This window comes from Bradyrhizobium sp. Kon56 (assembly GCF_055807635.1).
Genome location: NZ_JBVVOU010000035.1, coordinates 39,567 through 62,187, shown reverse-complemented (window position 1 = coordinate 62,187; position 22,621 = coordinate 39,567). Strand labels below are relative to the sequence as shown.

Sequence of the window (22,621 nt, the reverse complement as noted above, 5' to 3'; positions counted from 1 at the left end):
GTGCCAGCCGGCACCCGGCCTTCCCTGCGCCCTCTTGGACAAGAGGGTGAAGCGACGAAGCAAAGCTCGGGCGAAACGCGCCGCGAGGACGCGAAGGCATGTCTGCAAGTTGAACCTGAATTGGAGGACGGCGATGCTGCCCTTTGCTCCGTCATTGCGATCGCAGCGAGCGATCCAGAAATGCATCCGTGGAAAATGTCTGGATGGCTTCGTCGCAAGAGCTCCTCGCAATGACGACGTGGAGGCAGTTTCGCTGATCGCGCTAGGCTTCCGGTATCACCGTCCCGCTGGTGCAGACATCGCGCCGTTGGAATAGCGGGACCAGTCGGGCCCGGTCGGCTGCGACGGCCAGAGCGCGGCGTTGGAGTCGCGCACCGACTGGGTGATGGGATGGGGCTGCGCCTTGCGGACATGACGGCGGTCGTTCGCCGCGGCAGTCTGGATGGCGGCGGCGGCAATCAGCGTCGCGCCGAGAATGATGAAAGTCTTTTGCATTGTTTCTTTCTCCCGTGACGACGCCCGGCTGTGAGATGTGTGTTTTGTGTGTCGCCGTCGCGGCTGACATGGCGACGCGCCCGGCCGATATCACCGCTCGCGACATCACATTGGGGCGAGCCAATTTTCTAGCCTCGGCTAAATATTCGGCAATCGCGACCGGTGGCACCGGTGGACTTGCCTGCTCCAATCCGGTTCAATGGGCCAAATCTGGTTTTCAGGCGACAATGATGTCGAAATATCTGCTGGTCCTTCTGCTGATCGCCTCGCCGGCCGTGGCGCAGGTCAAGCTGACCCCAAAAACATCGGCGGCGCATCCGGACCCCTGCGCGCCGATCGGGCGGACCGCGGACGGCAAGCTGGTCTACTCCATGAAATGCGAGAATTTGCCTGTGCCGCCTCCGTCGCCGCAGGCGGAACTGAGGGAGGCGCCGCAGCCCGCCGCCGAGCCGGAGCCCGAGACGCGGCGGAGTGGCGTTTTCGGCTGGTCCTACGACCGCAGGTAACGGGCCGCGCCCCTTGCGCGAAGCCCGACGGAGTGCTCTTTGCCTGAAAATTCCCCGTGGGGCCACCGCCCCCGATCCAGAGAGATGAGATGACCAAACTCGTTATCCGCGCCGGCGACTTCACCTTCGATGCTCGTTTCGAGGAGCAAGCGGCCCCGAAGACTGTCGCCGCGTTCCGCAAGGCGCTGCCGTTCGAAAGCCACATCATCCACGTGCGCTGGAGCGGCGAGGGGGTGTGGATGCCGCTCGGCGACCTCGATTTCGGTGTGGGCTACGAGAATCACACCAGCTATCCCGCGCCCGGCCAGATCATCCTCTATCCCGGCGGCATCAGCGAGACCGAGATCCTGATGGCGTATGGCGGCGTGCACTTCGCGAGCAAGATGGGCCAGCTCGCCGGCAACCATTTCATCACGTTGACCTCCGGCTTGGAGAATCTGGCGACGCTCGGCAAGAGCGTGCTGTGGAAGGGCGCGCTGCCGATCCGCTTCGAGGAAGTCTGAGTGACTGGTGCCCGCTACCCGCGCGATCTCCGCGGTTACGGCCGCAACCCGCCGCACCCGCAATGGCCCGGCAACGCGCGGGTCGCGGTGCAGTTCGTCGTCAATTTCGAGGAGGGCGGCGAAAACAACATCCTGCATGGCGACCCGGCCTCGGAAGCGTTTCTGTCCGACGTGCTCGGCGCACAGCCTTGGCCCGGCCAGCGCCACGCCAATATCGAATCGATGTTCGAATATGGCTCGCGCGCCGGCTTCTGGCGGCTCTGGCGGATGTTCAGCGAGCGGAAGTGGCCGACTACCGTGTTCGGCGTCGCCACAGCGCTGAAGCGCAATCCGGAAATCGTAGCTGCCATGAAGGAAGCGGGCTGGGACATCGCCAGCCACAGCCTGAAGTGGATCGAGCACAAGGACATGACCGAGGCGCAGGAGCGCGCGGAGATCGCGGAAGCGATCCGCGTCCACACCGCGGCGACCGGCTCGCGGCCGCTCGGCTGGTACACCGGGCGCTCCTCGATCAACACCAACCGTCTGTTGATGGAGGAGGGCGGCTTCCTCTATCTCAGCGATTCCTACGCCGACGATCTGCCCTATTGGGTCAAGGGCGCCAGCGGTAAGCAACTCGTCATTCCCTATACGCTCGACGCCAACGACATGCGCTTCATCAATCCGCAAGGCTTTGCCGAAGGCGAGCAGTTCTTCACCTATCTGAAGGATGCCTTCGACGTGCTCTATGCCGAAGGCGAGAGCGCGCCGAAGATGATGTCGGTCGGCCTGCACTGTCGTCTCGCCGGTCGCCCCGGCCGCGCGGCGGGGCTGATCCGCTTCCTCGACTACATCGGCAAGCACGAGCGCGTCTGGGTGCCGACGCGATTGCAGATCGCCCAGCATTGGCACGACAAGCATGCGGGCCTTGCCGACGATGCTTTCGAGATCGGATAGGGCAGCAATGTCACAGATCGCCTTGTCTGATCTCAATGCCGCGAGCTTCGACGATTTCGTGGCCGTACTTGAAAACGTGGTCGAGTACTCGCCTTGGATTGCCCAAGAAGCCGCGGCGCGCCGTCCGTTTGCCGGCATCAATTCACTGCTCGACGCGATCAAGGCGGCGATCGCTAGCGCTGAGCCCGAGGTGCAGCTGGCGTTGATACGCGCGCATCCCGACCTCGCGAACAAGACCCAGCGCGCAGCGGGACTCACGCCTGACTCGACTGCCGAGCAGAGCAGCGCTGGTCTAGACCGTCTGTCGGACACCGAATATGCGGCCTTCGAGCGGGCGAACAATGCGTATCGCGAAAAATTCGGTATCCCCTATATCGTCTGTGCGCGCCGGCACACCAAGGACTCCATTCTGCGTGACTTCGAGTCGCGACTGCAGAACATTGCCAAGACCGAGACACGCCGCGCGCTCGAGGAAATCTCCCGCATCGCTGCGCTGCGGCTGGACCAGCTCGTCAGTGCTGACGACAAGCTGAAAGTGCACGGCCGGCTCTCGACCCACGTGCTGGACAACCACGCCGGCAAGCCCGCACCGGGCATTCCGGTCGAGCTGGTCGAGCTCGCGAATCTCGGCGAGAGCCGCGTGATAGCGCGCGCGGTGACCAATGCGGACGGCCGCACCGACCAGCCGCTGATCGGCGGCCGGCCGCTGCCGATCGGCCGCTACGAGCTCCGGTTTAGCGTCGCCAAATATTACGCCGAGCGCAACGTGCAGCTCACCGACCCGCCGTTCCTCGACGAGATCCCGCTACGCTTTGCGATCAGCGAGCCGGAAAGCCACTACCACGTGCCGCTGCTCGTCACGCCGTGGAGCTATTCAACCTATCGCGGCAGTTAATTGCCGAACTTCTCGTGCAGCGCCGGAAACAGCCGGTCCGGCTTGTAGGGCGGCGCCGTGAAGCGGATGCCGGTGGCATCGGCAATCGCGTTGCCGAGCGCGGCGGCGACCGGATTGTACGGACTCTCGCTCATCGACTTCGCCCCCAGCGGGCCGATCGTGTCGGAGGTCTCGGCGAAGAAGACCTCGGTGCGGGGGACATCGGCGAAAGAGGGCAGGTGATAGTCGCGAAATTTGGGGTTGGCGACGCGGCCGTCCGCGTCGATCACCATCTCCTCGTAGAGCGCGGCACCGAGCGCCTGCGCGACACCGCCTTCGACCTGGCCGCGGCATTGCATGGGATTGGCGACGACGCCGGCGTCCGCCGCATGCACGCTCCTGAGAATCCGGAGCTCGCCGGTGCCCTTGTTCACGGCGACGCGAAAGCCCTGCACGTTGAAGCCGACCGAACGCGGCGTCCCGCCGGAATTGCCGGCGCCTGCCAACGGCTGTCCGCGCTCGCGCGCGAGCTTTGCCAGCTCGACAAAGGACATGCGCCGTACGCCACTGACGACGGCCTCGCTCTCGAGCGTGCAGCTGCCGACTTCGCAGAGCCATGCGCCGGCGGCGGCCGCCTTCAGCTCGGTTGCGAGCTGCACGGCTGCCGCATGCGTCGCCTTCCCGGCGACGAACATGCCGGCGCTGCCATAGGCGCCGGTGTCGTGGCCGCCATGGGCGGTGTCGGACTGGCGCAGGCGGATCCGGTCGACGGTGGTCGCAAGCGTGGTCGCCGCGATCTGCCGGTGCACGGTGCTGGTGCCGTTGCCGAATTCGGCGGTGCCGACGGTGAGGTCGAAGCTGGCGTCGTCGTTGAGGGTGACCATCGCGTCCGCGAGATGGCCCGCCGGGGGCACCGTGTCGATCATGGTCAGCGCGACGCCGTCGCCGATCAGCCACTCCGGCGACAGGTCCGGCTGCGGGCCATCGGCCTGCATCGCGCGCTCGACGAGGTCGAGGCACTGGTCGAGCCCGTAGGAGCCGTAGAACACGTCGTGAAATTCCGACGGCGGTGGGGACACCATGGGATCGCCGGGCTTGACGACGTTGCGCCGGCGCATCTCGTAAGGGCTGATGCCGAGTTGCTTGGCCAGTTCGTCGATCGCGGCCTCGACCGCGATCAGTGTTTGCGGCAAGCCGTAACCACGAAACGCGCCTGCCGGCACTGTATTGGTGTAGACCGCGTGGCCGTCGACCCGCTTGTTCCGGCAATTGTAGACGCTGATGGATTCCGCCAGCGAGTGGAACATCACCGGGCCGGCGTGATTGCCGTAGGCGCCGGTGTTGGAGAGCACGTCGAGCTGGAGCGCGGTGAGCTTGCCGTCCGCGTCGGCACCGGCCTTGACGTGGACCCGCATCGGGTGCCGCGTCGAGGTTGCGATGAACTGCTCCTCCCGGGTGAGCTCCAGCTTCACCGGACGTCCGGTCTTGAGCGCGGCGAGCGCCAGAATGTCCTCGACGAACATCTCCTGCTTGCCGCCAAAGCCGCCGCCGACTCGCTCGCACAAGACGCGGACCTTGTCCATGGGAAGCTCGAAGATATCAGACAGCGCGCGCCTGGTCAGGAACGGCACCTGCGTCGAGGTGCGGACATTGAGCACGCCGGAAGCGTCGAGCCAGGCGAGGCCGCCGTGGGTTTCCAAAGCGGCATGCTGCACACGGTGACTATGGAAGGTGCCCTCGAAGGTGACGGCAGATGTCGCGAGCGCAGCCGCCACGTCGCCGAATTCGCCATGCATCTCCGCAGCGAGATTGCGCTGGGCGTCGGCGACGCGGTTCGCGGTAGTGCGATCGGGATGAATGACGGGTGCACCCGGCGCCATCGCCTGCTCCGGATCGACCAGCGCGGGCAAAATCTCGTAACTGACCTTCAGCCGGCGGCATGCGTCCTCCGCGGCGGCTTCGCTGTCTGCGACGACGGCGGCGACCTTCTGGCCGATGAAGCGGACGATTTCGTCGAGAACACGAGTGTCCTCGGGATCCATCCAGTCCTTCTCATGCCGCGCGGTCGAGATCAGGATGGTGGGCGCATCCTCATGCGTCAGCACCGCGTGCACGCCGGGAACGTTCAGTGCTTCCGACTTGTCGATCGCGACGATCCTCGCGTGGGCATGGGGCGAACGGAGCAGCTTGATATGCAGCAAGCCGTCAATCTGCGTGTCGAACGTGTAGCGCGCCTTGCCGCGCACGACATCGGGGCCAGCTGGCGCCGGCAGGCTGCGGCCGAATGCGGCGCCGGCCTCGACGCTCTCCTCGATATTGGTCTTGCCGAGCAACGCGTCCTCGATGGCGCGATAGCCGGTGCAGCGGCAGATATTGCCCTTCAGCGCGACGCCGAGATCGGTGCGCTGCGCCTGGTTCAGCGAGGCGCAGGTCAGGATCATGCCGGCGGTGCAGAAGCCGCATTGAAAGCCCTGCGCATCGAGGAAAGCCTGCTGCATCGGGTGCGCGCCGCCGTCTCCGCCCAGACCTTCGATCGTGGTGACGGCGCGACCTTCGGCGCGGAAGGCCGGGATCAGGCAGCTATGCACCGGTTCGCCGTCCAACAGCACGGTGCAGGCGCCGCAATCGCCGGCGTCGCAGCCCTTCTTCACGCCGAAATGGCCGAGCTCGCGCAGGAACGTGCGCAGGCACTGGCCGGCGCGTGGCTCCTGCGGAAACGTCGTGCCATTGACCTCGAAGCTCATGACGACGGTGCTCCGAGGAGTTCGTCGCGAATCTCTTCGGCAAGCCGCAATGTCATGTGCTTGCGCCAGAGCGGCTTGCCGTGGATGTCGGTGTGGTACAGATCGTCCGTAATCTGCTGCGCGATAGCGTCGCGAAGCGCTTTCGTGTGAGGGGCCTCGCGAAAGGACAACCGGATCGGCCGCACCGTCGACGCGGAGACCGTGAGCGTCAGCGTGCCATCGGCATCCAGACTGCCGATCAGGAGCGCCGCCGAGCGGCCGACCGGCGCCAGCGAGATCTGGCGGAAGGCCGTACGACGCTTCAGCGCGGCGATCGGAATATCGATCTGCCGGAGCAGATCCCCCGGCGCCAGAAGGTTACGCTGGTTGCCGGTGACGAAGTCGATGACGGGCATCATCTGTTCGCCGCCGCCGGCCTTCCAGATGGTGCAGACGCCCTCCAGCGCCGCGGTGAGCGAGATCATCGGTCCCGCCGGCAGCGACATGGAGAGATTGCCGCCGACCGTCGCCGTCTTCCATATCTTGAACGAAGCAAGGAAGGCGCGGCAGCACTGGTTGATCAGCGGTGCCGCGAACCAGTCGGGTGGGCAGGCGAATCCATCGAGCTGCGCAACGGTGCAGGTGGCCGCGATGCTGAAATGGCTCTCGGTGACCGTCAGCGCCGGCCATTTGAGGTCGGTGAGATCGATGAGCCGAGTCAGGTGAACTTGCGGCTCCGAGAACAGCCAGGTGCCGCCCGCGAGCCAAGCATCACCTGGCGTCCAAACGGGCAGCTGCGCGCGCGTTTGCGGATGGGCGACCGCTGTGATGGTATTCAAGTCCATGGCGACGCCAACGCTTCCAACGAGTGAATCGAGCCCGGAGAAAGTCTTGCAAGACAAGCGCCAAGTCGCAACAACAAGTCGCAGCAAAAGCGCAATCGGGCCGGCCCCTGCCTTGCAGGGCCTGTCGGGAGCGGATGTGAGGAGGAGCAGATTCATGAGCGCCGCAAAGCCGATCTGGATCAGGGATCCCCTGGCTATCCTCGCCGATGGCGCCGAGCGCGGCGTCGTGGTGCGGGACGGCCGAATTGTCGAGCTGGTGCCGGCCGGCGGTGCGCCCGCAACCGCTGACGTCGCGGTGTTCGATGCTGGCGACCACGTCGTGCTGCCCGGCCTCATCAACACCCATCACCATTTTTACCAGACGCTGACACGGGCGCTACCCGCGGCGATGGACCGCGAGTTGTTTCCCTGGCTCCAGGCGCTCTATCCGGTGTGGGCGAAGCTGACGCCTGATGCGCTCGAGCTCGCTGTCACGGTGGCGATGGCCGAACTGCTGCTGTCGGGCTGCACCACTACGACGGATCATCACTACGTATTTCCGGCAGGGCTCGAAGACGCCGTCGATATCGAGGTGGCGGTGGCCAGGCGGCTCGGCGTGCGCGTGCTGCTCACGCGCGGCTCGATGAACCTGTCGCAGCGCGACGGCGGTCTGCCGCCCGATAGCGTCGTGCAGGATGAGGACACCATCCTCGCGGACAGCGCGCGCGTCGTCGCCAGGCACCACCAGCGCGGCGCGGATGCGATGGTGCAGATCGCGCTCGCACCTTGCTCGCCCTTCTCGGTGTCGACGTCCCTGATGCGCGCCACCGCCGATCTGGCCGACAAGCTCGACGTGCGCCTGCATACCCATCTTGCTGAGACCGAGGACGAGAACAGGTTCTGCCAGGAGATGTATGGCTGCCGTCCGCTCGACTATCTCGAACAATGCGGTTGGCTCAATGCGCGGACATGGCTTGCCCATGGCATCTTCTTCAATGCAGACGAGATGAAGCGGCTCGGCAGGGCGAAGACGACGATCAGTCATTGCGCCTGTAGCAATCAGCTCCTGGCCTCCGGCTGCTGCCCCGTCTGCGAGATGGAGGAGGCTGGTGTCGGCATCGGCATCGGCGTCGATGGCTCGGCCTCGAACGACGGATCGAACCTGATGCAGGAGGTGCGGGCCGCGTTTCTGCTGCAGCGGGCGCGCTACGGGGTGACGAAGGTCAGTCATAAGGATGCGCTGCGCTGGGCCACCAAGGGCTCGGCGGCCTGCGTCGGCCGGCCGGAACTCGGCGAGATCGCCGTCGGGAAGGCAGCAGATCTCGCGCTGTTCAGGCTCGACGAGCTGCGCTTCTCCGGCCATGGCGATCCCCTGGCCGCTCTGGTGCTGTGCGGGGCGCACCGGGCCGACAGGGTGATGGTCGCAGGAAAATGGGCCGTGATCGACGGCGCGATCCCCGGCCTTGATGTGGCAGACCTCATCCACCGCCACAGTTCAGCGGCGCGGGCCATGCAGGCGGGATAGTATCCAGGCGAAGATAGAAAGAGGGGGCGACCACAAGTGCCGGGTGCTTCTGGCCACCCCCTCCGAACCTCCTCCGGGAGGAGCAGGTGATTAGGCGATGCAAGAAGCGTGCTACTTGCCCGGCAGTTTGTCGTCGATGCCTTTGACATAGAAATTCATGCCGAGGATCTGGCCGTCGTCGAGATTGGCGCCGCCCTTGCACTCGACCTCCTTGCCGTCCTGCCCAAGGACCGGGCACTTGAACGGATGCAGCTTCCCCGCGGTGATCGCCGCCTGGGCATCCTCGGCGATCTTCTTCACGTCGTCAGGCATATTGGTGTAGGGCGCCATCGCGAACATGTGGCTGTCGAGGCCGCCCCATGTGTCCTCGGATTTCCAGGTTCCGTCGAGCTCGGCCTTGACCCGGGCGATGTAGTAGGGACCCCAGGTATCGAGGATCGAGGTCAGCTGGGTCTTCGGCCCGAACTTGATCATCTCGGAATCCTGGCCGAAGGCGAGCTTGCCGCGTTCGCTGGCGATCTGCATTGCCGCCGGCGAATCCGTGTGCTGCATGATGATGTCGGCGCCCTGGTCGATCAGCGCCTTGGCGGCGTCGGCTTCCTTGCCTGGGTCGAACCAGGTGTTGGCCCAGATGATCTTGACCTTGATGTTCGGATTGATGGTCTGCGCGGCGAGGATCGTCGCGTTGATGCCGGAGACGACCTCGGGAATCGGGAACGAGCCGATATAGCCGAGCACGCCGGACTTCGACATCTTGGCCGCGATCAGGCCCTGGATGTAGCGGCCCTGGTACCATTTGGCCGAATAAGTCGACATGTTCGGGTTGCGCTTGTATCCGGTCGCGTGCTCGAAATGCACGTTCGGATATTTCTTCGCGACCTTGAGCGTCGGATCCATGTAGCCGAACGAGGTGGTGAAGATCAGCTTGTTGCCGGCGCGGACGAGCTGCTCGATGGAGCGCTCGGCGTCGGGGCCTTCAGGCACGTTTTCGAGGAAAGTGGTCTCGATCTTGTCGCCGAGCTCCTTCACCAGCGCCTGGCGTGCCAGCTCATGCTGATAGGTCCAGCCGAGGTCACCGACCGGGCCGAGGTAGATAAATCCGACTTTCAGCTTGTCGGCGGCGGAGGCTGCACTGACGCTCCCGGCAAGCAAGAGCCCGGCAGCCAGCGCAAGAAGTGATTTCCTCATCATCAATCTCCAAACATCAGGGGAAAGCCATGATCCGCACCGTGCGCGCCCCATCGCGCACGGTGCGGAGATGAAACGCTAGCGGTCAGGCACGAACACGGTGCCAAGCGCAGCCGGTGCGGTCGATCCACCCGTGCGCGCGCGGGAGAGCAGGACCAGGACGATGACAGTCGCAAGATAAGGCAGCGCCGACATCAACTGCGAGGGAATGCCGACGCCCCAGCCCTGCGCGTGCAGCTGCAGGATCGTCACCGCGCCGAACAGATACGCGCCGACCACGAGGCGGCCCGGCCGCCAGGACGAGAACACCACCAGCGCCAGCGCGATCCAGCCGCGGCCTGCGGTCATGCCCGGAATGAAGAAGGGCGTATAGGCGAGCGGCAGATAAGCGCCGGCAAGTCCTGCGCAGGCGCCGCCGAACATCACCGCTAAGGTGCGGATGCGCAGCACGGGATAGCCGAGCGCATGCGCAGACACGTGGTTGTCGCCGCAGGCGCGCAGGATCAATCCCGGCCGCGTACGGTACAGGAACCACCAGACGCCGATGACCAGCGCCAGCGAGAAATAGACGAAGGCGTCCTCGCCGAACAACACGCGGCCAACCAGCGGAATATCCGTGAGACCGGGAATGTTGAGATGCAGCGCCGGCGTGATGCGCTCGCCGACGAAGCCAGCGCCGATCAGGCCGGAGAGTCCGACACCAAGGATGGTCAGCGCCAGCCCTGTCGCAACTTGGTTGACCGCAAGCCCGAGCGCCATCAGTGCGAAGACCAGTGATATCAACGTGCCGGCGACGATGCCGAACAGTGCGCCGATAAAGATCGAGCCGGTCAACCACGCACCTGCAAAGCCACATGCGGCGCCGACGATCATCATGCCCTCGACGCCGAGATTGAGCACACCGGAGCGCTCGGTCACGAGCTCGCCGGTCGCCGCGATCAGGAGCGGCGTCGAGGCGGCGAGCACCGCGAGGATGATGGCTTCAATGAGTTCCACGAGCCACCTGTCGGTTCGGAAAGACCAGCTTGAACCGGTAGAGAATGAGGGAATCGCAGGCGAGCACGTAGAACAGCAGGATGCCTTGAAAAACCTTTGTCACGTCCAACGGGATCTTCATCGCGATCTGCGCCTGCTCGCCGCCGATAAAGGTCAACGCGAGAAAAAGGCCTGCAATTAATATTCCAAGCGGGTTCAGCCGGCCGAGAAAGGCGACGATGATCGCCGTAAAACCGTAACCCGGCGAGATGCCGGGCTGGAGATGCCCGACCGGACCCGCGACCTCGATGATGCCGGCGAGGCCCGCCAGCGCGCCGGAGACGGCGAAGGTCAGGATGATCAACTGGTTGGAATTGAAGCCGCCGAACCGCGCGGCGCGTGGCGCGGCGCCCACCACACGGATCTCGAAGCCCTTGATGGTGCGTCCCAGCAGGATTGCGGCTGCCGCGACGACGAGCAGGGCGATGATCGAGCCCAGATGCAGCCGGCCGCCTTCGATCAGCAGCGGCACCGTCGCGACCGGATCGAACTCGGCGGTGGTCGGGAAATTGAAACCGTGCGGATCGCGCCAGGGGCCGCGCACGAGATAGTCGAGGAAGAGATCGGCCACATACACCAGCATCAGGCTGGTCAGGATTTCGCTGGCGCCGAACTTCACCTTGCAGATTGCCGGGATCAGTGCGTAGAGCGCGCCTGCGGCGGCCGCGAGCACGAGCATGACCGGCAGCACCCAGACGCCAGCGTCGGTGCCCTGCGTCTTCACCGCAATCCAGCTTCCGGCGACCGCTCCGATCAGGAATTGCCCTTCGGCACCGATGTTCCAGGCATTGGCGAGATAGCAGAGCGAAAGCCCGATCGCGATCATCACCAGCGGTGTCGCCTTCACCGCGATTTCCTGCAGCGAATAGCTGTCGGTCAAAGGCGCGACGAAATAGGCGTGCAGCGCGAGCAGCGGATTTTTGCCGAGGATCGCGAACAGGATGACCATGGTCACGATCGTGAGGCCGATCGCGATCAGCGGCGAGATCAGCGCGATCGCGTTGGAGCGTTCGGCGCGCTTCTCAAGCACCAACTGCATGCGCAGCCTCCTTCGGCTCCAGCGTGCTGCCGCCCATCAACAGGCCTAGTTTTTCGCGCGTCGCCTCGCTGGCGGCGAGCGGTGCGGACAGATGGCCATGGAACATCACGGCGATGCGGTCGGCGATTTCCGCGAGCTCGTCGAGGTCCTGGCTGGTGACGAGCACGGCGGCGCCTGCGGTTGCGAGATCAAGCAGCGCCTGTCGGATGACGGCGGCAGCGCCAGCGTCGACGCCCCAGGTCGGCTGGCTCACCACCAGCACCGCGGGATTGCGCAGGATCTCGCGTCCCACGATGAATTTCTGCAGATTGCCGCCGGAGAGGGATGCTGCTTCCGGATCGCGCTTGGCCTTGCGGACGTCGAAGGTCTCGGTTGCGCGGTCAACCGTCTTCAGGGTGGCGGCAGTATCGATGAAGCCGTGATGGACCATGCCGCTGGCGGCGTGCCCGGTGAGAAGCGCATTCTCGGAAAGCTTCATGCGCGGCGCGGTGCCGTGGCCGAGCCGCTCCTCCGGAACGAAGGCCGCACCGAGCTTGCGGCGCTGCGTGATCGAGAGATGGCCGGCAGCAAGGCCTTCGATGACGATCGTGCCGGGATCCTTCGACAGGCGTTCGCCGGACAGCGCGGCGAACAGTTCGTCCTGGCCGTTGCCGGCGACGCCGGCGATGCCGAGGATCTCGCCGCCTTTCAGCTCGAACGAGATGTGCTCGAGCCGCACGCCATGCGCCTCGCCAGGGGCGAGCGAGAGATCGTTGACGACGAGGCGCGGCACCGTGGTCTGCCGGCCGGCGGCCGCCTTCACCTCCTTGATCTCACCGCCGACCATCATGCGCGCCAGCGAAGCGGCGGTCTCAAGCCTGGGATTGCAGGTCTCCACCTTCTTGCCGCCGCGCAGGATCGTTGCCGTGTCGCACAAGCGCTTCACCTCTTCGAGCTTGTGGCTGATGTAGAGGATGGCGCGACCTTCGGCCTTGAGCCGCTCCAGCACGACGAAGAGCTGGTCGGCTTCCTGTGGCGTCAGCACCGCGGTGGGCTCGTCAAGGATCAGGAATTGCGGATCCTGCATCAGCGCGCGAACGATCTCAATGCGCTGGCGTTCGCCGACCGACAATTGCCAGACCTCGCGTTTGGGATCGAGCGGCAATCCATAAGTCTTCGACACCTGCTCAAGCCGCGCCGACATGTCCTTGAAGGATTCTTTCCCGTCGAGGCCGAGCGCGACGTTCTCGGCGACGGTGAGATTGTCGAACAGCGAGAAATGCTGGAACACCATGCCGATGCCGCGGCTGCGCGCTTCCGAGGGACCGGACAGCACGATCGGCTGGCCCTGCCAGAAAATCTGACCAGCGCTGGGCTGGATCAGCCCGTAGATCGCCTTGACCAGCGTCGACTTGCCGGCGCCGTTCTCGCCCAGCAGCGCGTGGATTTCCGTTGGCCAGATATCGATGTCGATGGCCTCATTGGCGAGGAAATCGCCATAGCGCTTGGTGAGCCCGACCGTCCTGAGGAGCGGGGACTCGCCGGAATGCAGGCTCTTAGCCGTGGGATCCAACATTCGCTGATGCGCTTGCATGGGGTGAAGTGCCTCAATACTGGGCTAGTTTGAACCGCCGCGTAAGGTGTGAAAAAGCGTCATCCCTTGCTCAACGCTTCGGCAGGCAGGAGGTGTCGGCGAGTCTCGGCTCTCGCCGGCGGCGATCGTCCTCAGACACCTTCCGAGCAGCCTTTGCAGTCCCGGCTTGCGTGTGACGCCTGTTGCAAATTTGTGACGGCTCAAGCCAAATCGGAACCCGCTATGCAGGCTTGGCGTGAAGTTAAGCAGAGACGCGCCAGCACGCGTATGCATTTGCGAACACCGCGACAGTAGCTTCCACCCATCTTGTTTGCCTTGTCCGGTCGACATGAAAAGGCGAACGAAATCAAATGGGGATATCCGGCAATGGGTCACTTTCGGCCGACGGCGTGGCGGTGAGGTTGGCCTTCCAAATCGGCCGGTGAAACGCCGCGCCCTGTGCAAACAAGCGGCATGCCTTGAAACAAGTTGAGGCTTCTCACTCCGGGAGATCGGCGCAAGTGTCGCACCCAAGGGACGTTCATTTTTACGTGTCCAAACTTGGGGGTATTCAGGATGTCGTTTCGTTTCAAGGCAATTGCAGCAGGCGCGCTGTCACTTGCTACGGTTGCTACCGGTGGCCTGGCTCAGGCGGCGGATCTGCCGGTCAAGGCTGCCAAGAAGGCGGCCGACCTTCCGTTCTTCCTGGTGATCGACGACCGCGTCACCTTCTCCTACATCTTCAATGCCTCGCAGCCCGGTGCGTTCACCAACACAAACGGCGTGATCAACGCCAAGACGACGAAGCAGGTCTACTCCTTCACCCACTTCGATGCCTGGACCTACGGCACCAACTTCTTCACCATCTCGATGTTCAAGTCGGACCACAATGATCCGGCCGGCCCGTGTACCGCCACAGGCGTGGTCGTTTCGCCGGCTGCGGGCTTCGCTGCGACGCCGACGAGCTGTGCCGGCGCGACAGAAATCTACGGTCTTTTCCGCTCGACCTTCGGCTGGAACGAGATCTTCAACACCAAGGCATTCACGCAGGGCCCGCTGCACAACATCTCGTTCGAGATTGGCATGGATGCCAACACGGAGAACCGGTATTTCGGCGCCGCCAAGCGCGACGTTGTCGCCGGTCTGCAGTTCGCCTTCGATCTCCCCTATAAGGGCTACTTCAACGTCGCGCCGCTGGTGTATTGGGAGTTCGCCAACCACAACTCCTTCTCGCAGTGCGGCGCCGGTTGGTCCGCTCCGTGTATTGCTGACGGCAACACATCGTTCAAGCCGACCTGGGCGATCGAAACCAACTACTATATGGACCTCGGCTTCCTGCCGCAGAACATGCAGTATTTCTCGATCAGCGGCCGAGCGGCGTGGTACGGCAAGAAGGGCACCGACACTGAGCCGCTTCCCGCCAGCGTCGCCAACGGCGTCTATCCCACCAAGGTCGAGTTCAACTCCGAGCCGATCCGCCTGACCCTCGATGCCTCGAAGGCAGTGTGGGGTGAGAAGTACTCGCACTTCGTGGACGTCTGGGTCGCCTACCGGTATTGGCAGAACAAGTTCGGCCTCGATCACAACAACGCCGTGGCCTGCACCACCCTGGCCGGCGGCGCGAGGGTGAGCACAGGCTCCTGCACCGAGTCCTCGCTCTACTCCGGTGTCACTGTGAAATTCTAGCCACCTGACACGCTTCAGGTGAACGACGATGGCGCCGCGTCAAACCTCCGCGGCGTCATCTTCGTTTGTGGGCAGGAAGGTAGGTAGGGGATGAGCCGTAGGCGCAATCCGCTCTACGAAATTGAATTGGTGTTTGCTACTTCGTCCACACGCCGTCGTGCAGCGCTTCGGCCTCGTCTTCGAGCAGCGGCCCCGCAACCTCTGTCGGCCGCTGGCCGCTGGCAAAGACTTCGCGACAGGGCAAGTCGAGCGTCGGGTTCTCCGGATGATCGCCGGTGATGCCGCGCAGGCGGTGCTCGCTGAGGCCATAGACGACACGGCCGATGCCGGCCCAGTAGATCGCGCCGGCGCACATCGCGCAGGGCTCGGCGGAGGAATAGAGCGTGGCTCTCGCCAACACCTCGCGGCCAAGCGTGCGGCAGGCCTGCGTGGCGGCGAGGCGCTCGGCATGCGCGGTGCCGTCGTGATCCGGCATGTAGCCGTTCTCGGCCTCGATCAGGACCTTGCCCTCGGCATCGACCACGATGCAGCCGAAGGGATGGTTGCCGTGCGTGAGGGAACGGCGGGCGACCGCGAAGGAAAGGCGAAGGAAGTGCTCGTCACGCTCGGACCCGCCGCTCATCGCTCTTCCCTGGTCAATGCCCCGCCATGTGCCGGCCGACCACGGTGAGATCGGCTTCGCTGGTCCGTGCTTCATACACGAATTCGCCGTGGAACATCACCACCAGCCGATCGGAGAGTTCAAGGAGTTCGTCGAGGTCCTCGCTGACCAACAGCACCGCGGCGCCGCGGTTGCGCGCGGCCATGATCTCGGCATGGATTTGCGCCACCGCCGCGAAATCGAGCCCGAAGCAGGGATTGGCCGCGATCAGCACCTCGACGTCGCCGCCGAGCTCACGGGCCAGCACGGCGCGTTGGACATTGCCGCCCGACAGCGCCGAGATCGGCGTGTCGGGCGTGCGGGTCTTGATCTTGTACTGGGCGATCTTCTTCCGCGCGTCGACGCGGAAGGCACCGCGGTTGAGCCACCAGCCGAGGCTAGCGAAAGGCGCGCGGTCGAATTCGCGGAAGGCGATGTTGTCGGCGACGCTCATGCCGCCGACACAGGCGTTCTTCAGCGGCTCCTCCGGCAGGACTGACATATTGTGCCGCCGCATCTCCTCGCGGCTGGCGTGATAGGGATCGCCGGCGACGCGGATCTCGCCACTCTCAGCGCCGCGCTGCCCGGCCAGCACCTCGACGAGCTGGCGCTGGCCGTTGCCGGAGACGCCGGCGATGCCGACGATCTCGCCGGCACGGACCGTAAGGGAGACGTCGTGAACGGCGATGGCGCCGGCGTCGTCGCGCGCGCGCATCTTCGCCAGCTCCAGCCTCGCCTTGCCGGCCTCACCGGTGCGCGGCGGCTGTAGCGTCAGCTCCTCGGCGCCGATCATGGTGCGCGCCATGGCGTCCGGCGTTAGTTCGGACACCTTGCCGGCGCCGGCGAGCTTGCCGCGGCGCAGGATCGTGACGTCGTCGGCGAAGGCCATGACCTCGCGGAACTTGTGCGTGATCATCAGGATGGTCAGCTCGCCCTTGACGACCATGTCGCGGAGCATGCCAAGCACCTCGTCGGCTTCCGCCGGGGTCAGCACCGAGGTCGGCTCGTCCAGGATCAGGAAGCGACGCTTCAGGTAGAGCTGCTTGAGGATCTCGCATTTCTGGCGCTCGCCCGCGGAGATGTCGGAGACCTTTGCGCTGAGCGGTACCTTGAATGGCATGCGCGCGAGAAAGGCCTCGAGCTCCTTCATCTCTTTCGGCCAGTTCACGACAGCCGGCACGTCATCGCGCGCCAGCACCAGATTTTCGGCGACCGTCATCGCCGGCACCAGCGTGAAATGCTGGTAGACCATGCCGAGGCCGAGGGCGTGGGCGTCCTTCGGATTGCCGATCGCCTGCTCGCGCCCGCCGACGAGAATGTCACCCTCGGTGGCGTGGTAATAGCCCATAATGCATTTGACGAGCGTCGACTTGCCGGCGCCGTTCTCGCCGAGCAGCGCATGGAACGAACCCGGCCGCACTTTCAGCGCGACATTGTCCAGCGCCAGGAAATCACCGAAGCGCATGGTCATGGCGATGGCATCGACGCCGAAGGCGCCCGATGGCGGCGACGTTTCGCCGACGATCACGAAATCGCTCCGATGAAGGCGTCGGCGGTCGAGACCGCGCCGAACACGCCGCCCTGCATCTTGATCATCTTCAGCGCGTGGTCGTGGTTGCTCTTGTCAGTGGCACCGCAGCAATCGTGCAGCAGCACGCATTCGAAGCCGCGGTCGTTGGCCTCACGCATGGTGGTGTGAACGCAGACGTCGGTGGTGATGCCAGTGAGCACGATGTTCTCGATGCCGCGGACGCGCAGGATCAGCTCCAGGTCGGTGGCGCAGAACGAGCCCTTGCCGGGCTTGTCGATGATGGGTTCGCCGGGCAGCGGCGCGAGCTCCGGGATGATGTCCCACCCAGGCTCGCCGCGCACCAGGATGCGGCCGCAGGGACCGGGATCGCCGATGCCGGCGCCGATCTGCCGGGAGCGCCAACGCTTGTTGGCAGGAAGATCCGAGAGATCGGGACGGTGGCCTTCGCGGGTATGGATGATGTGAAAGCCTCGGCTCCGCATTGCCGTGAGCAGTCTCTTGATCGGCTCGATCGGCGCCCGCGTCAGCGAGAGGTCATAGCCCATCTTGTCGACATAGCCGCCGACGCCGCAGAAATCGGTCTGCATGTCGATGATGATGAGCGCGGTATTCTCCGGACGCAGGTCGCCGTTATAGGGCCAGGCATAGGGCTCGGACTTGATGGTGCGCTCGGGCATGATTTGGCTCTCTAGCGGGTGATCGACAATTCGGCCGGGGCTCCGGTCAGCGTGCGTTTCGGCGAGCAGGTGATGATCATGATCGCCAGCGTCAGGATGTAGGGTGCGGCGTTGAAAAGGTGGTAGCCGGAGGTGACGCCGACCGATTGCAGCGCCGGGCCCAGCGCTGCGGCGCCGCCAAAGGCGAGCGAGGCCCACAGACACAGCAAGGGGTCCCAGCGCGCGAAGATCACGAGCGCCACGGCCGTGATGCCCTGGCCCGAGGACAGGCCCTCGTTCCAGCTTCCGGGATAGAACAGCGACAGAAAGGAGCCACCGATGCCGGCGAGGAAGCCGCCGACCATGGTCGCGCGCAAGCGGATCAACAGCACGGAGTTGCCCATCGCACGCGCGGCGTCCGAACTCTCGCCGGCGGTGCGGATCAGGAGGCCCCAGCGCGTGGTCCGGAAGGCCCAGTAGAGAGTTGGGGCGAGCGCGACACCAATCAGGAACAACACGTTGACCCGTAGTGCCGCGCGCACCTGTTGAATGTCGCTCCACCAGCCGAAATCGATCGCGGGCAGCCGCGGCGCGGTGGGCTCGATCAGCGGCTTGCCGAGATAGAAGGCAAGCCCGGTGCCGAACAGCATCAAGGCGATGCCAACCGCAATGTCGTTGACGCGCGGCAACGAGCAGATGCCGGCATGCAGCGCGCCCAGAAGCGCGCCGGTGATGCCAGCGGCGAGCACGCCGAGCCACGGCGATCCCGTAAGGTAGGAAATCCCGTAGGCGCTCATCGCGCCCATTACCAGCGTGCCTTCGAGGCCGAGATTGATGCGGCCGGAGCGCTCGGTGATGCATTCGCCCAGGCTCACGAACAGGAACGGGGTCGAGACTCGAATGGCGCCGCCGAGCACGGCGAGCGGAACGGTCCAGAGTCCGATCGAGCCGTCTGCCATCTCAGGACTTTCCCTTCAGAAACCCGATGCGGCCGTAGAGCGCATCGCTGGCCAGCACGAAGACGAAGATGATGCCTTGCAGCACCAGCACGGATGCATCCGGCAATCCGAGGCGGCGCTGCAACAGCCCGCCGCTGGCGCTGATACCACCGAGCAGGATCGCGACGGGGATAATGGCGAGCGGATTTTGCCGCGCCAGGAAGGCGACGAGAATCCCTGTGAAGCCGTAGCCTGCGGCGAGGTTCGCGTTGGTGCGCCCCTGCACCGCGGCGACCTCGACCATGCCTGCAAGGCCCGCGGCGCCGCCGGCGAGGAAGCAGACGATCAGGATCAGCTTGCTGACATTGAGACCGACGATCTTCGCAGCGCGGATGTTGCCGCCGGCAACACGCGCGGCGAAGCCAAACACAGTGTGATAGATCAGGATATAGGCGGCGAACGCGGCGATCAGGCCGAACACGAGACCCCAATGCACATCGGTGCCGGGGATCGATCCGATCATGTTGGCCGCGCCGATCTCGCGGGTCGACGGCTTGTTCAGGCTGCCGGGGTCGCGCATCGCGCCTTCGACGAGATGGTTGACGACCGCGAGCGCGATATAGACGAGCAGCAGGCTCGAGATCGTTTCGTTGACGCCGCGATATTGCCGTAGCGCGCCCGAAAGCATGACCCAGAGGCCGCCGCCGATCACGCCGGCGACGACCATGGCGATCTGCACGATGAGCGGCGGCATGCCCTGAAGCACCAGTGCTGCGCTGGTTGCCGACAGCGCGCCGATCAGGAGTGCGCCTTCGCCGCCGATGATAACCATGCCGAGCTGCGCGGGCAGTGCCGTGCAGAGTGCGGTAAGGATCAGCGGCGCCGCGCGCGTCAACGTGTTCTGCCATGAGAACCAGGTGCCGAACGCGCCGTAGTACATGTAGAAATAGAGGTCGAGCGGGCTCTTGCCGAACATTGCGACGAAGATGCCGAAGACCCCGAGCGCGCCGGCCAGCGCCGCGCCCGGGATCAGGATATATTCGATCGCTCCGCCGTGACGCTGGAGGAATCCCGGATCGGCGGCCGGGGCAACGGTCCCGACCGCTTCAGCGAGATCTGCAGCTTCCGTCGTCACGAAGTCGCCCCGACCACGCCCTCCACGAGATAGTCCATCTTCTCGAGTTCGGGATCCTTCTGGCCACGATCGGTGCCGGCCGCGATCACCGTCTTGCCCTTGTTGTCGACCAGCCCTCCCTTGAAGATGGCGTAGCCGTCACCGGACAAGAACTTGGCCTTGACGTCGTCGGCGTGCTTGCGCGCCTCGGCGGAGACCGCTTCGCCATAGGGCGAGGTCTTGACGATCTCCTCCTTGAGGCCGCCGCGATAGAAGTTCGGAATGCTCTCGCCGGCGGCGATCATCTTGACGAACTTGGGGTACAGCGCTTCCCAGTTCCACTCGGCGCCCGTGAGATACGCTTTTGGCGCGAGCGGCGACTGGTTGACGTGATAGCCGCACACCATGGCGCCTCGACGCGCGGCGTTCTCGACCATAGTCTTGGGACCATCGACATGGCAGGTGAGGACGTCGACGCCCTGATCGATCAGGCTGTTGGTGGCCTCGGCTTCCTTGACTGGCATCGACCAGTCACCAGTGAAGATGACCTGCGTGGTTGTCTTGGGATTGGCAAGCCTCGCGCCGAGCGCGAATGCGTTGATGTTGCGCAGCACCTGCGGGATCGGTTTCGCGGCGACGAAGCCGAGCTTGCCGCTCTTGGAGCTATAGCCGGCGACGATGCCCGAGATGTATTGGGCTTCATCGATGTAGCCGAAATAGCTGCCGGCGTTTTTCGGGTCCTTGTCGCTCCACAGGCCGCCGCAGTGCTCGAAGTGCAGCTTCGGGAATTTGTTGGCCATCTTGACCATGTGAGGATTGTAGTAGCCGAACGAGGTCGGGAAGAGCAGGGTGGCGCCGTCGAGATTGATCATGGACTCGATCGTCTTCTCGACCGCGTCGGTCTCCGGCACCTTCTCTTCTTCCACGACTTTGAGGCCGGGAATCTTCTTCAGCGCCGCCGCGCCCTGCGCATGCGCCTGGTTGTAGCCATAGTCGTCCCGCGAGCCGACGTAGATGAATCCGATGGTGGTCTCGGCCGCGAAGGCCGGACGAATGCCCGTCGCCGCACCGAGGGTGACGGCCGCGCCGCCCTGCAACAAATGACGTCGTGAGATCCTGCCAAATTCCATTGCTTGCTCCCCTTGGCGGATGCACCGCCTCATCTCGCGCTGCGCCGGTCTGGCGGAGCCCGGGATAGATTGTCGCAAGCTTCGTGCCAGAGGCTACCGAGGGAGGATTTCCACTTAAGTTATTGAGAGTAATTTGCTATTTTCGGTGATCCGAGCTTGATCAGGAAAGCAGCAGATGAAAATATAGGCAGTATTTTATGATTGTATGCAATGGAGTTAAGCAGTCTTACCCGGCTTAGGCATGTGCATGACGAGGGCCGGGTGGTCTGCCGGCGACCGCATTCATGCTAACCACGCGCTGATTGGAACGATGTCGGTAGCGTGATTTCGCTGGCATCGAACTTGAATCGATAGCCGCCAGGACTGCCGTCGCTGCGGTCTCGAGAGATGGAAAGCCCGCCGAGATGGTTGCTGGTACCGCCGTTCAGAATGGTTCGCTCGGCGAAGAGATCGCGCGAAGGATCAACGAGCTCGCGGCGATCTCGGAAGAAGGCGACAAGCTCACCCGCATCTATCTGACCGGCGAGCTGCGCAAGGCGGCGGACCTCATCCTGAGCTGGATGCACGACGCCGGTATGAGTGCACGTCTCGACGCGATCGGGAATGTCTGCGGGCGCTACGAAGGGGAGCGGCCGGGCGCGCCCTGCCTGATGCTCGGCTCGCACTACGATACCGTGCGCGATGCCGGCAAATGGGACGGGCCGTTGGGCGTGATCACGGCGATCGCCTGCGTCGCCGATCTCAACCGCCGCGGCAAGCGCCTGCCGTTCGCGATCGAAATCGTCGGTTTTGCGGATGAGGAAGGGGTACGCTTTGCCTCCACCCTGCTCGGCAGCCGCGCCGTGGCCGGCACTTTTGACGAAAGCGTCCTCAACACACGCGACAGCGATGGCGTCGCGATGCGCGATGCGCTGGTGCAGTTCGGGCTCGACCCCGATCATATCGGCGCGGCCGCGCGGGCCCGGCGCGAGCTGCTTGCCTATCTCGAGCTGCACATCGAGCAGGGGCCGGTGCTGGAAACGCAAAACCTCCCCGTCGGAGTTGTCACTGCGATCGCGGGCGCGACACGGCTTGCCGCGCGGCTAACCGGCATGGCGGGGCACGCCGGCACGGTGCCGATGGCGCTTCGGCGCGATGCGTTGGCGGGCGCGGCCGAATGCATCGGTGCGATCGAGCAGTTTTGCCGCACCGACGAGGGTGGGCTGGTCGGCACCGTCGGCTACATCCAGGCGAGGCCCGGCGCGACCAACGTCATCCCGGGCGAGGTGTCGTTCACCATCGATATGCGGGCGCCGACCGACATGCACCGCAAGCGCGCGGTCGCCGACGTCGTGAGGCAGATCGAGGCCATCGCAAAGCGCCGCCAATTGACACTTCAGCTCGACGTCACCCACGAGAACCGCACCGCGCCCTGCGCGCCCTGGCTCAAGGAGCAGATCGCGCAGGCGATCAAAGCGGAAGGTTTTTCCGTGTTCGAGCTGCCGAGCGGGGCGGGGCATGACGGCATGGCCATGATCGACATTGCCGACGTCGGCATGATCTTCGTTCGCTGCCGCGGCGGAATCAGCCATCACCCCGACGAGCATGTCGAGCTCGCCGATGCCGACGCCGGCGCGCGAGTGTTGCTGGGGCTGATCGAGAATTTTCGGCCGCGGCAAGGGTAAATCGGCTCCTCACGTCACCGGCTAGAGATAAGAATCAGACAGGTCTAGCGTCGTAACGGCGT

At 64.5% G+C, this 22,621-nt stretch carries 21 protein-coding genes; 8 read left to right on the top strand and 13 right to left on the bottom strand.

The genetic code is table 11. The features are described 5' to 3' along the window. On the top strand, window positions 1–234 hold a 234-nt coding region (locus AC0L3B_RS33640; protein WP_473381778.1), incomplete at its 5' end, for a hypothetical protein. 42 nt (window positions 235–276) lie between these two features. On the opposite strand, the gene AC0L3B_RS33635 is transcribed toward AC0L3B_RS33640, so the two are convergent. Next, a complete protein-coding gene (locus AC0L3B_RS33635; protein WP_247410550.1) occupies window positions 277–495 on the bottom strand; it encodes a hypothetical protein in 219 nt (72 codons plus the stop codon). Between the two features lie 227 nt (window positions 496–722). On the opposite strand from AC0L3B_RS33635, the gene AC0L3B_RS33630 reads away from it, so the two are divergent. The 4 genes from AC0L3B_RS33630 to uraD all read left to right on the top strand — a co-directional run bounded on the left by AC0L3B_RS33630 (window position 723) and on the right by uraD (window position 3,335). Then, a complete protein-coding gene (locus AC0L3B_RS33630; RefSeq protein ID WP_018456703.1) occupies window positions 723–1,001 on the top strand; it encodes a hypothetical protein in 279 nt (92 codons plus the stop codon). Between the two features lie 89 nt (window positions 1,002–1,090). After that, entirely contained in the window at window positions 1,091–1,504 is a 414-nt protein-coding gene (locus tag AC0L3B_RS33625; RefSeq protein ID WP_007601448.1) for a DUF3830 family protein, read from the top strand. Next, window positions 1,505–2,440 carry an allantoinase PuuE gene (gene puuE / locus AC0L3B_RS33620; RefSeq protein ID WP_247375621.1) on the top strand — a complete coding sequence of 312 codons (936 nt, stop codon included), beginning with the start codon at window positions 1,505–1,507 and terminating at the stop codon, window positions 2,438–2,440. A gap of 7 nt (window positions 2,441–2,447) precedes the next feature. Continuing rightward, window positions 2,448–3,335, top strand: coding sequence for a 2-oxo-4-hydroxy-4-carboxy-5-ureidoimidazoline decarboxylase (gene uraD / locus AC0L3B_RS33615; RefSeq protein ID WP_247375623.1), 888 nt, complete (start codon window positions 2,448–2,450; stop codon window positions 3,333–3,335). Here uraD and AC0L3B_RS33610 read toward each other — a convergent pair. Together AC0L3B_RS33610 and AC0L3B_RS33605 are read right to left on the bottom strand one after the other, a co-directional pair. Further along, window positions 3,332–6,058 (bottom strand): molybdopterin-dependent oxidoreductase, encoded by a 2,727-nt coding sequence (locus tag AC0L3B_RS33610; protein ID WP_473381777.1) that lies wholly within the window; start codon window positions 6,056–6,058, stop codon window positions 3,332–3,334. The two genes, uraD and AC0L3B_RS33610, sit on opposite strands and share 4 nt — an antisense overlap. After that, complete coding sequence (locus AC0L3B_RS33605) at window positions 6,055–6,882, bottom strand: FAD binding domain-containing protein (RefSeq protein WP_473381776.1); 828 nt, start codon at window positions 6,880–6,882, stop codon at window positions 6,055–6,057. The genes AC0L3B_RS33610 and AC0L3B_RS33605 overlap by 4 nt, the downstream gene beginning before the upstream one ends. A gap of 154 nt (window positions 6,883–7,036) precedes the next feature. On the opposite strand from AC0L3B_RS33605, the gene AC0L3B_RS33600 reads away from it, so the two are divergent. Continuing rightward, entirely contained in the window at window positions 7,037–8,386 is a 1,350-nt protein-coding gene (locus AC0L3B_RS33600; RefSeq protein WP_473381775.1) for an 8-oxoguanine deaminase, read from the top strand. Window positions 8,387–8,497: 111 nt separating this feature from the next. On the opposite strand, the gene AC0L3B_RS33595 is transcribed toward AC0L3B_RS33600, so the two are convergent. The 4 genes from AC0L3B_RS33595 to AC0L3B_RS33580 form a co-directional block, all read right to left on the bottom strand. After that, window positions 8,498–9,574 (bottom strand): BMP family ABC transporter substrate-binding protein, encoded by a 1,077-nt coding sequence (locus AC0L3B_RS33595; protein ID WP_204511925.1) that lies wholly within the window; start codon window positions 9,572–9,574, stop codon window positions 8,498–8,500. 78 nt (window positions 9,575–9,652) lie between these two features. Next, the gene (locus tag AC0L3B_RS33590; protein ID WP_247297941.1) at window positions 9,653–10,570 is read right to left on the bottom strand and encodes an ABC transporter permease; all 918 of its coding nucleotides are present in this window, start codon (window positions 10,568–10,570) and stop codon (window positions 9,653–9,655) included. Next, window positions 10,557–11,648: an ABC transporter permease gene (locus AC0L3B_RS33585; protein WP_473381774.1), complete on the bottom strand. Its 1,092-nt coding sequence runs from the start codon at window positions 11,646–11,648 to the stop codon at window positions 10,557–10,559. Before AC0L3B_RS33585 ends, AC0L3B_RS33590 begins: the two co-directional genes overlap by 14 nt. Continuing rightward, complete coding sequence (locus tag AC0L3B_RS33580) at window positions 11,632–13,203, bottom strand: ABC transporter ATP-binding protein (RefSeq protein WP_247372370.1); 1,572 nt, start codon at window positions 13,201–13,203, stop codon at window positions 11,632–11,634. The genes AC0L3B_RS33585 and AC0L3B_RS33580 overlap by 17 nt, the downstream gene beginning before the upstream one ends. 573 nt (window positions 13,204–13,776) lie before the next feature. Between AC0L3B_RS33580 and AC0L3B_RS33575 the strand changes: the two genes are divergently transcribed. Continuing rightward, entirely contained in the window at window positions 13,777–14,886 is a 1,110-nt protein-coding gene (locus tag AC0L3B_RS33575) for a hypothetical protein (protein WP_085350622.1), read from the top strand. A 136-nt stretch (window positions 14,887–15,022) separates the two neighbouring features. Here AC0L3B_RS33575 and AC0L3B_RS33570 read toward each other — a convergent pair whose 3' ends face one another. From AC0L3B_RS33570 to AC0L3B_RS33545, 6 genes are read right to left on the bottom strand one after another with little or no spacing between them, the layout of a single operon-like run. Next, a complete protein-coding gene (locus AC0L3B_RS33570; RefSeq protein WP_085361054.1) occupies window positions 15,023–15,508 on the bottom strand; it encodes a nucleoside deaminase in 486 nt (161 codons plus the stop codon). A gap of 13 nt (window positions 15,509–15,521) precedes the next feature. Then, window positions 15,522–17,054: an ABC transporter ATP-binding protein gene (locus tag AC0L3B_RS33565; protein ID WP_473381773.1), complete on the bottom strand. Its 1,533-nt coding sequence runs from the start codon at window positions 17,052–17,054 to the stop codon at window positions 15,522–15,524. Next, entirely contained in the window at window positions 17,051–17,734 is a 684-nt protein-coding gene (gene biuH / locus AC0L3B_RS33560; RefSeq protein WP_247375635.1) for a biuret amidohydrolase, read from the bottom strand. The genes AC0L3B_RS33565 and biuH overlap by 4 nt, the downstream gene beginning before the upstream one ends. A gap of 11 nt (window positions 17,735–17,745) precedes the next feature. After that, complete coding sequence (locus AC0L3B_RS33555; protein WP_247297927.1) at window positions 17,746–18,672, bottom strand: ABC transporter permease; 927 nt, start codon at window positions 18,670–18,672, stop codon at window positions 17,746–17,748. 1 nt (window position 18,673) lies between these two features. After that, window positions 18,674–19,786 (bottom strand): ABC transporter permease, encoded by a 1,113-nt coding sequence (locus AC0L3B_RS33550; RefSeq protein WP_473381772.1) that lies wholly within the window; start codon window positions 19,784–19,786, stop codon window positions 18,674–18,676. Beyond that, window positions 19,783–20,895, bottom strand: coding sequence for a BMP family ABC transporter substrate-binding protein (locus AC0L3B_RS33545; RefSeq protein WP_247441361.1), 1,113 nt, complete (start codon window positions 20,893–20,895; stop codon window positions 19,783–19,785). Before AC0L3B_RS33545 ends, AC0L3B_RS33550 begins: the two co-directional genes overlap by 4 nt. Window positions 20,896–21,299: 404 nt before the next feature. On the opposite strand from AC0L3B_RS33545, the gene AC0L3B_RS33540 reads away from it, so the two are divergent. After that, window positions 21,300–22,559 (top strand): allantoate amidohydrolase, encoded by a 1,260-nt coding sequence (locus AC0L3B_RS33540; protein ID WP_317245920.1) that lies wholly within the window; start codon window positions 21,300–21,302, stop codon window positions 22,557–22,559. Window positions 22,560–22,621: the final 62 nt, after the last annotated feature.

Bases quoted from the DNA above. Each gene is read 5' to 3' on its own strand.
- uraD (WP_247375623.1), top strand. From the start codon at position 2,448: ATGTCACAGATCGCCTTGTCTGATCTCAATGCCGCGAGCTTCGACGAT.
- AC0L3B_RS33630 (WP_018456703.1), top strand. From the start codon at position 723: ATGATGTCGAAATATCTGCTGGTCCTTCTGCTGATCGCCTCGCCGGCC.
- AC0L3B_RS33595 (WP_204511925.1), bottom strand. From the start codon at position 9,574: ATGAGGAAATCACTTCTTGCGCTGGCTGCCGGGCTCTTGCTTGCCGGG.
- AC0L3B_RS33555 (WP_247297927.1), bottom strand. From the start codon at position 18,672: ATGGCAGACGGCTCGATCGGACTCTGGACCGTTCCGCTCGCCGTGCTC.
- AC0L3B_RS33580 (WP_247372370.1), bottom strand. From the start codon at position 13,203: ATGTTGGATCCCACGGCTAAGAGCCTGCATTCCGGCGAGTCCCCGCTC.
- AC0L3B_RS33635 (WP_247410550.1), bottom strand. From the start codon at position 495: ATGCAAAAGACTTTCATCATTCTCGGCGCGACGCTGATTGCCGCCGCC.
- AC0L3B_RS33540 (WP_317245920.1), top strand. From the start codon at position 21,300: ATGGTTGCTGGTACCGCCGTTCAGAATGGTTCGCTCGGCGAAGAGATC.
- AC0L3B_RS33585 (WP_473381774.1), bottom strand. From the start codon at position 11,648: ATGCAGTTGGTGCTTGAGAAGCGCGCCGAACGCTCCAACGCGATCGCG.
- AC0L3B_RS33545 (WP_247441361.1), bottom strand. From the start codon at position 20,895: ATGGAATTTGGCAGGATCTCACGACGTCATTTGTTGCAGGGCGGCGCG.
- AC0L3B_RS33600 (WP_473381775.1), top strand. From the start codon at position 7,037: ATGAGCGCCGCAAAGCCGATCTGGATCAGGGATCCCCTGGCTATCCTC.
- biuH (WP_247375635.1), bottom strand. From the start codon at position 17,734: ATGCCCGAGCGCACCATCAAGTCCGAGCCCTATGCCTGGCCCTATAAC.
- AC0L3B_RS33570 (WP_085361054.1), bottom strand. From the start codon at position 15,508: ATGAGCGGCGGGTCCGAGCGTGACGAGCACTTCCTTCGCCTTTCCTTC.
- AC0L3B_RS33610 (WP_473381777.1), bottom strand. From the start codon at position 6,058: ATGAGCTTCGAGGTCAATGGCACGACGTTTCCGCAGGAGCCACGCGCC.
- AC0L3B_RS33605 (WP_473381776.1), bottom strand. From the start codon at position 6,882: ATGGACTTGAATACCATCACAGCGGTCGCCCATCCGCAAACGCGCGCG.
- AC0L3B_RS33575 (WP_085350622.1), top strand. From the start codon at position 13,777: ATGTCGTTTCGTTTCAAGGCAATTGCAGCAGGCGCGCTGTCACTTGCT.
- AC0L3B_RS33625 (WP_007601448.1), top strand. From the start codon at position 1,091: ATGACCAAACTCGTTATCCGCGCCGGCGACTTCACCTTCGATGCTCGT.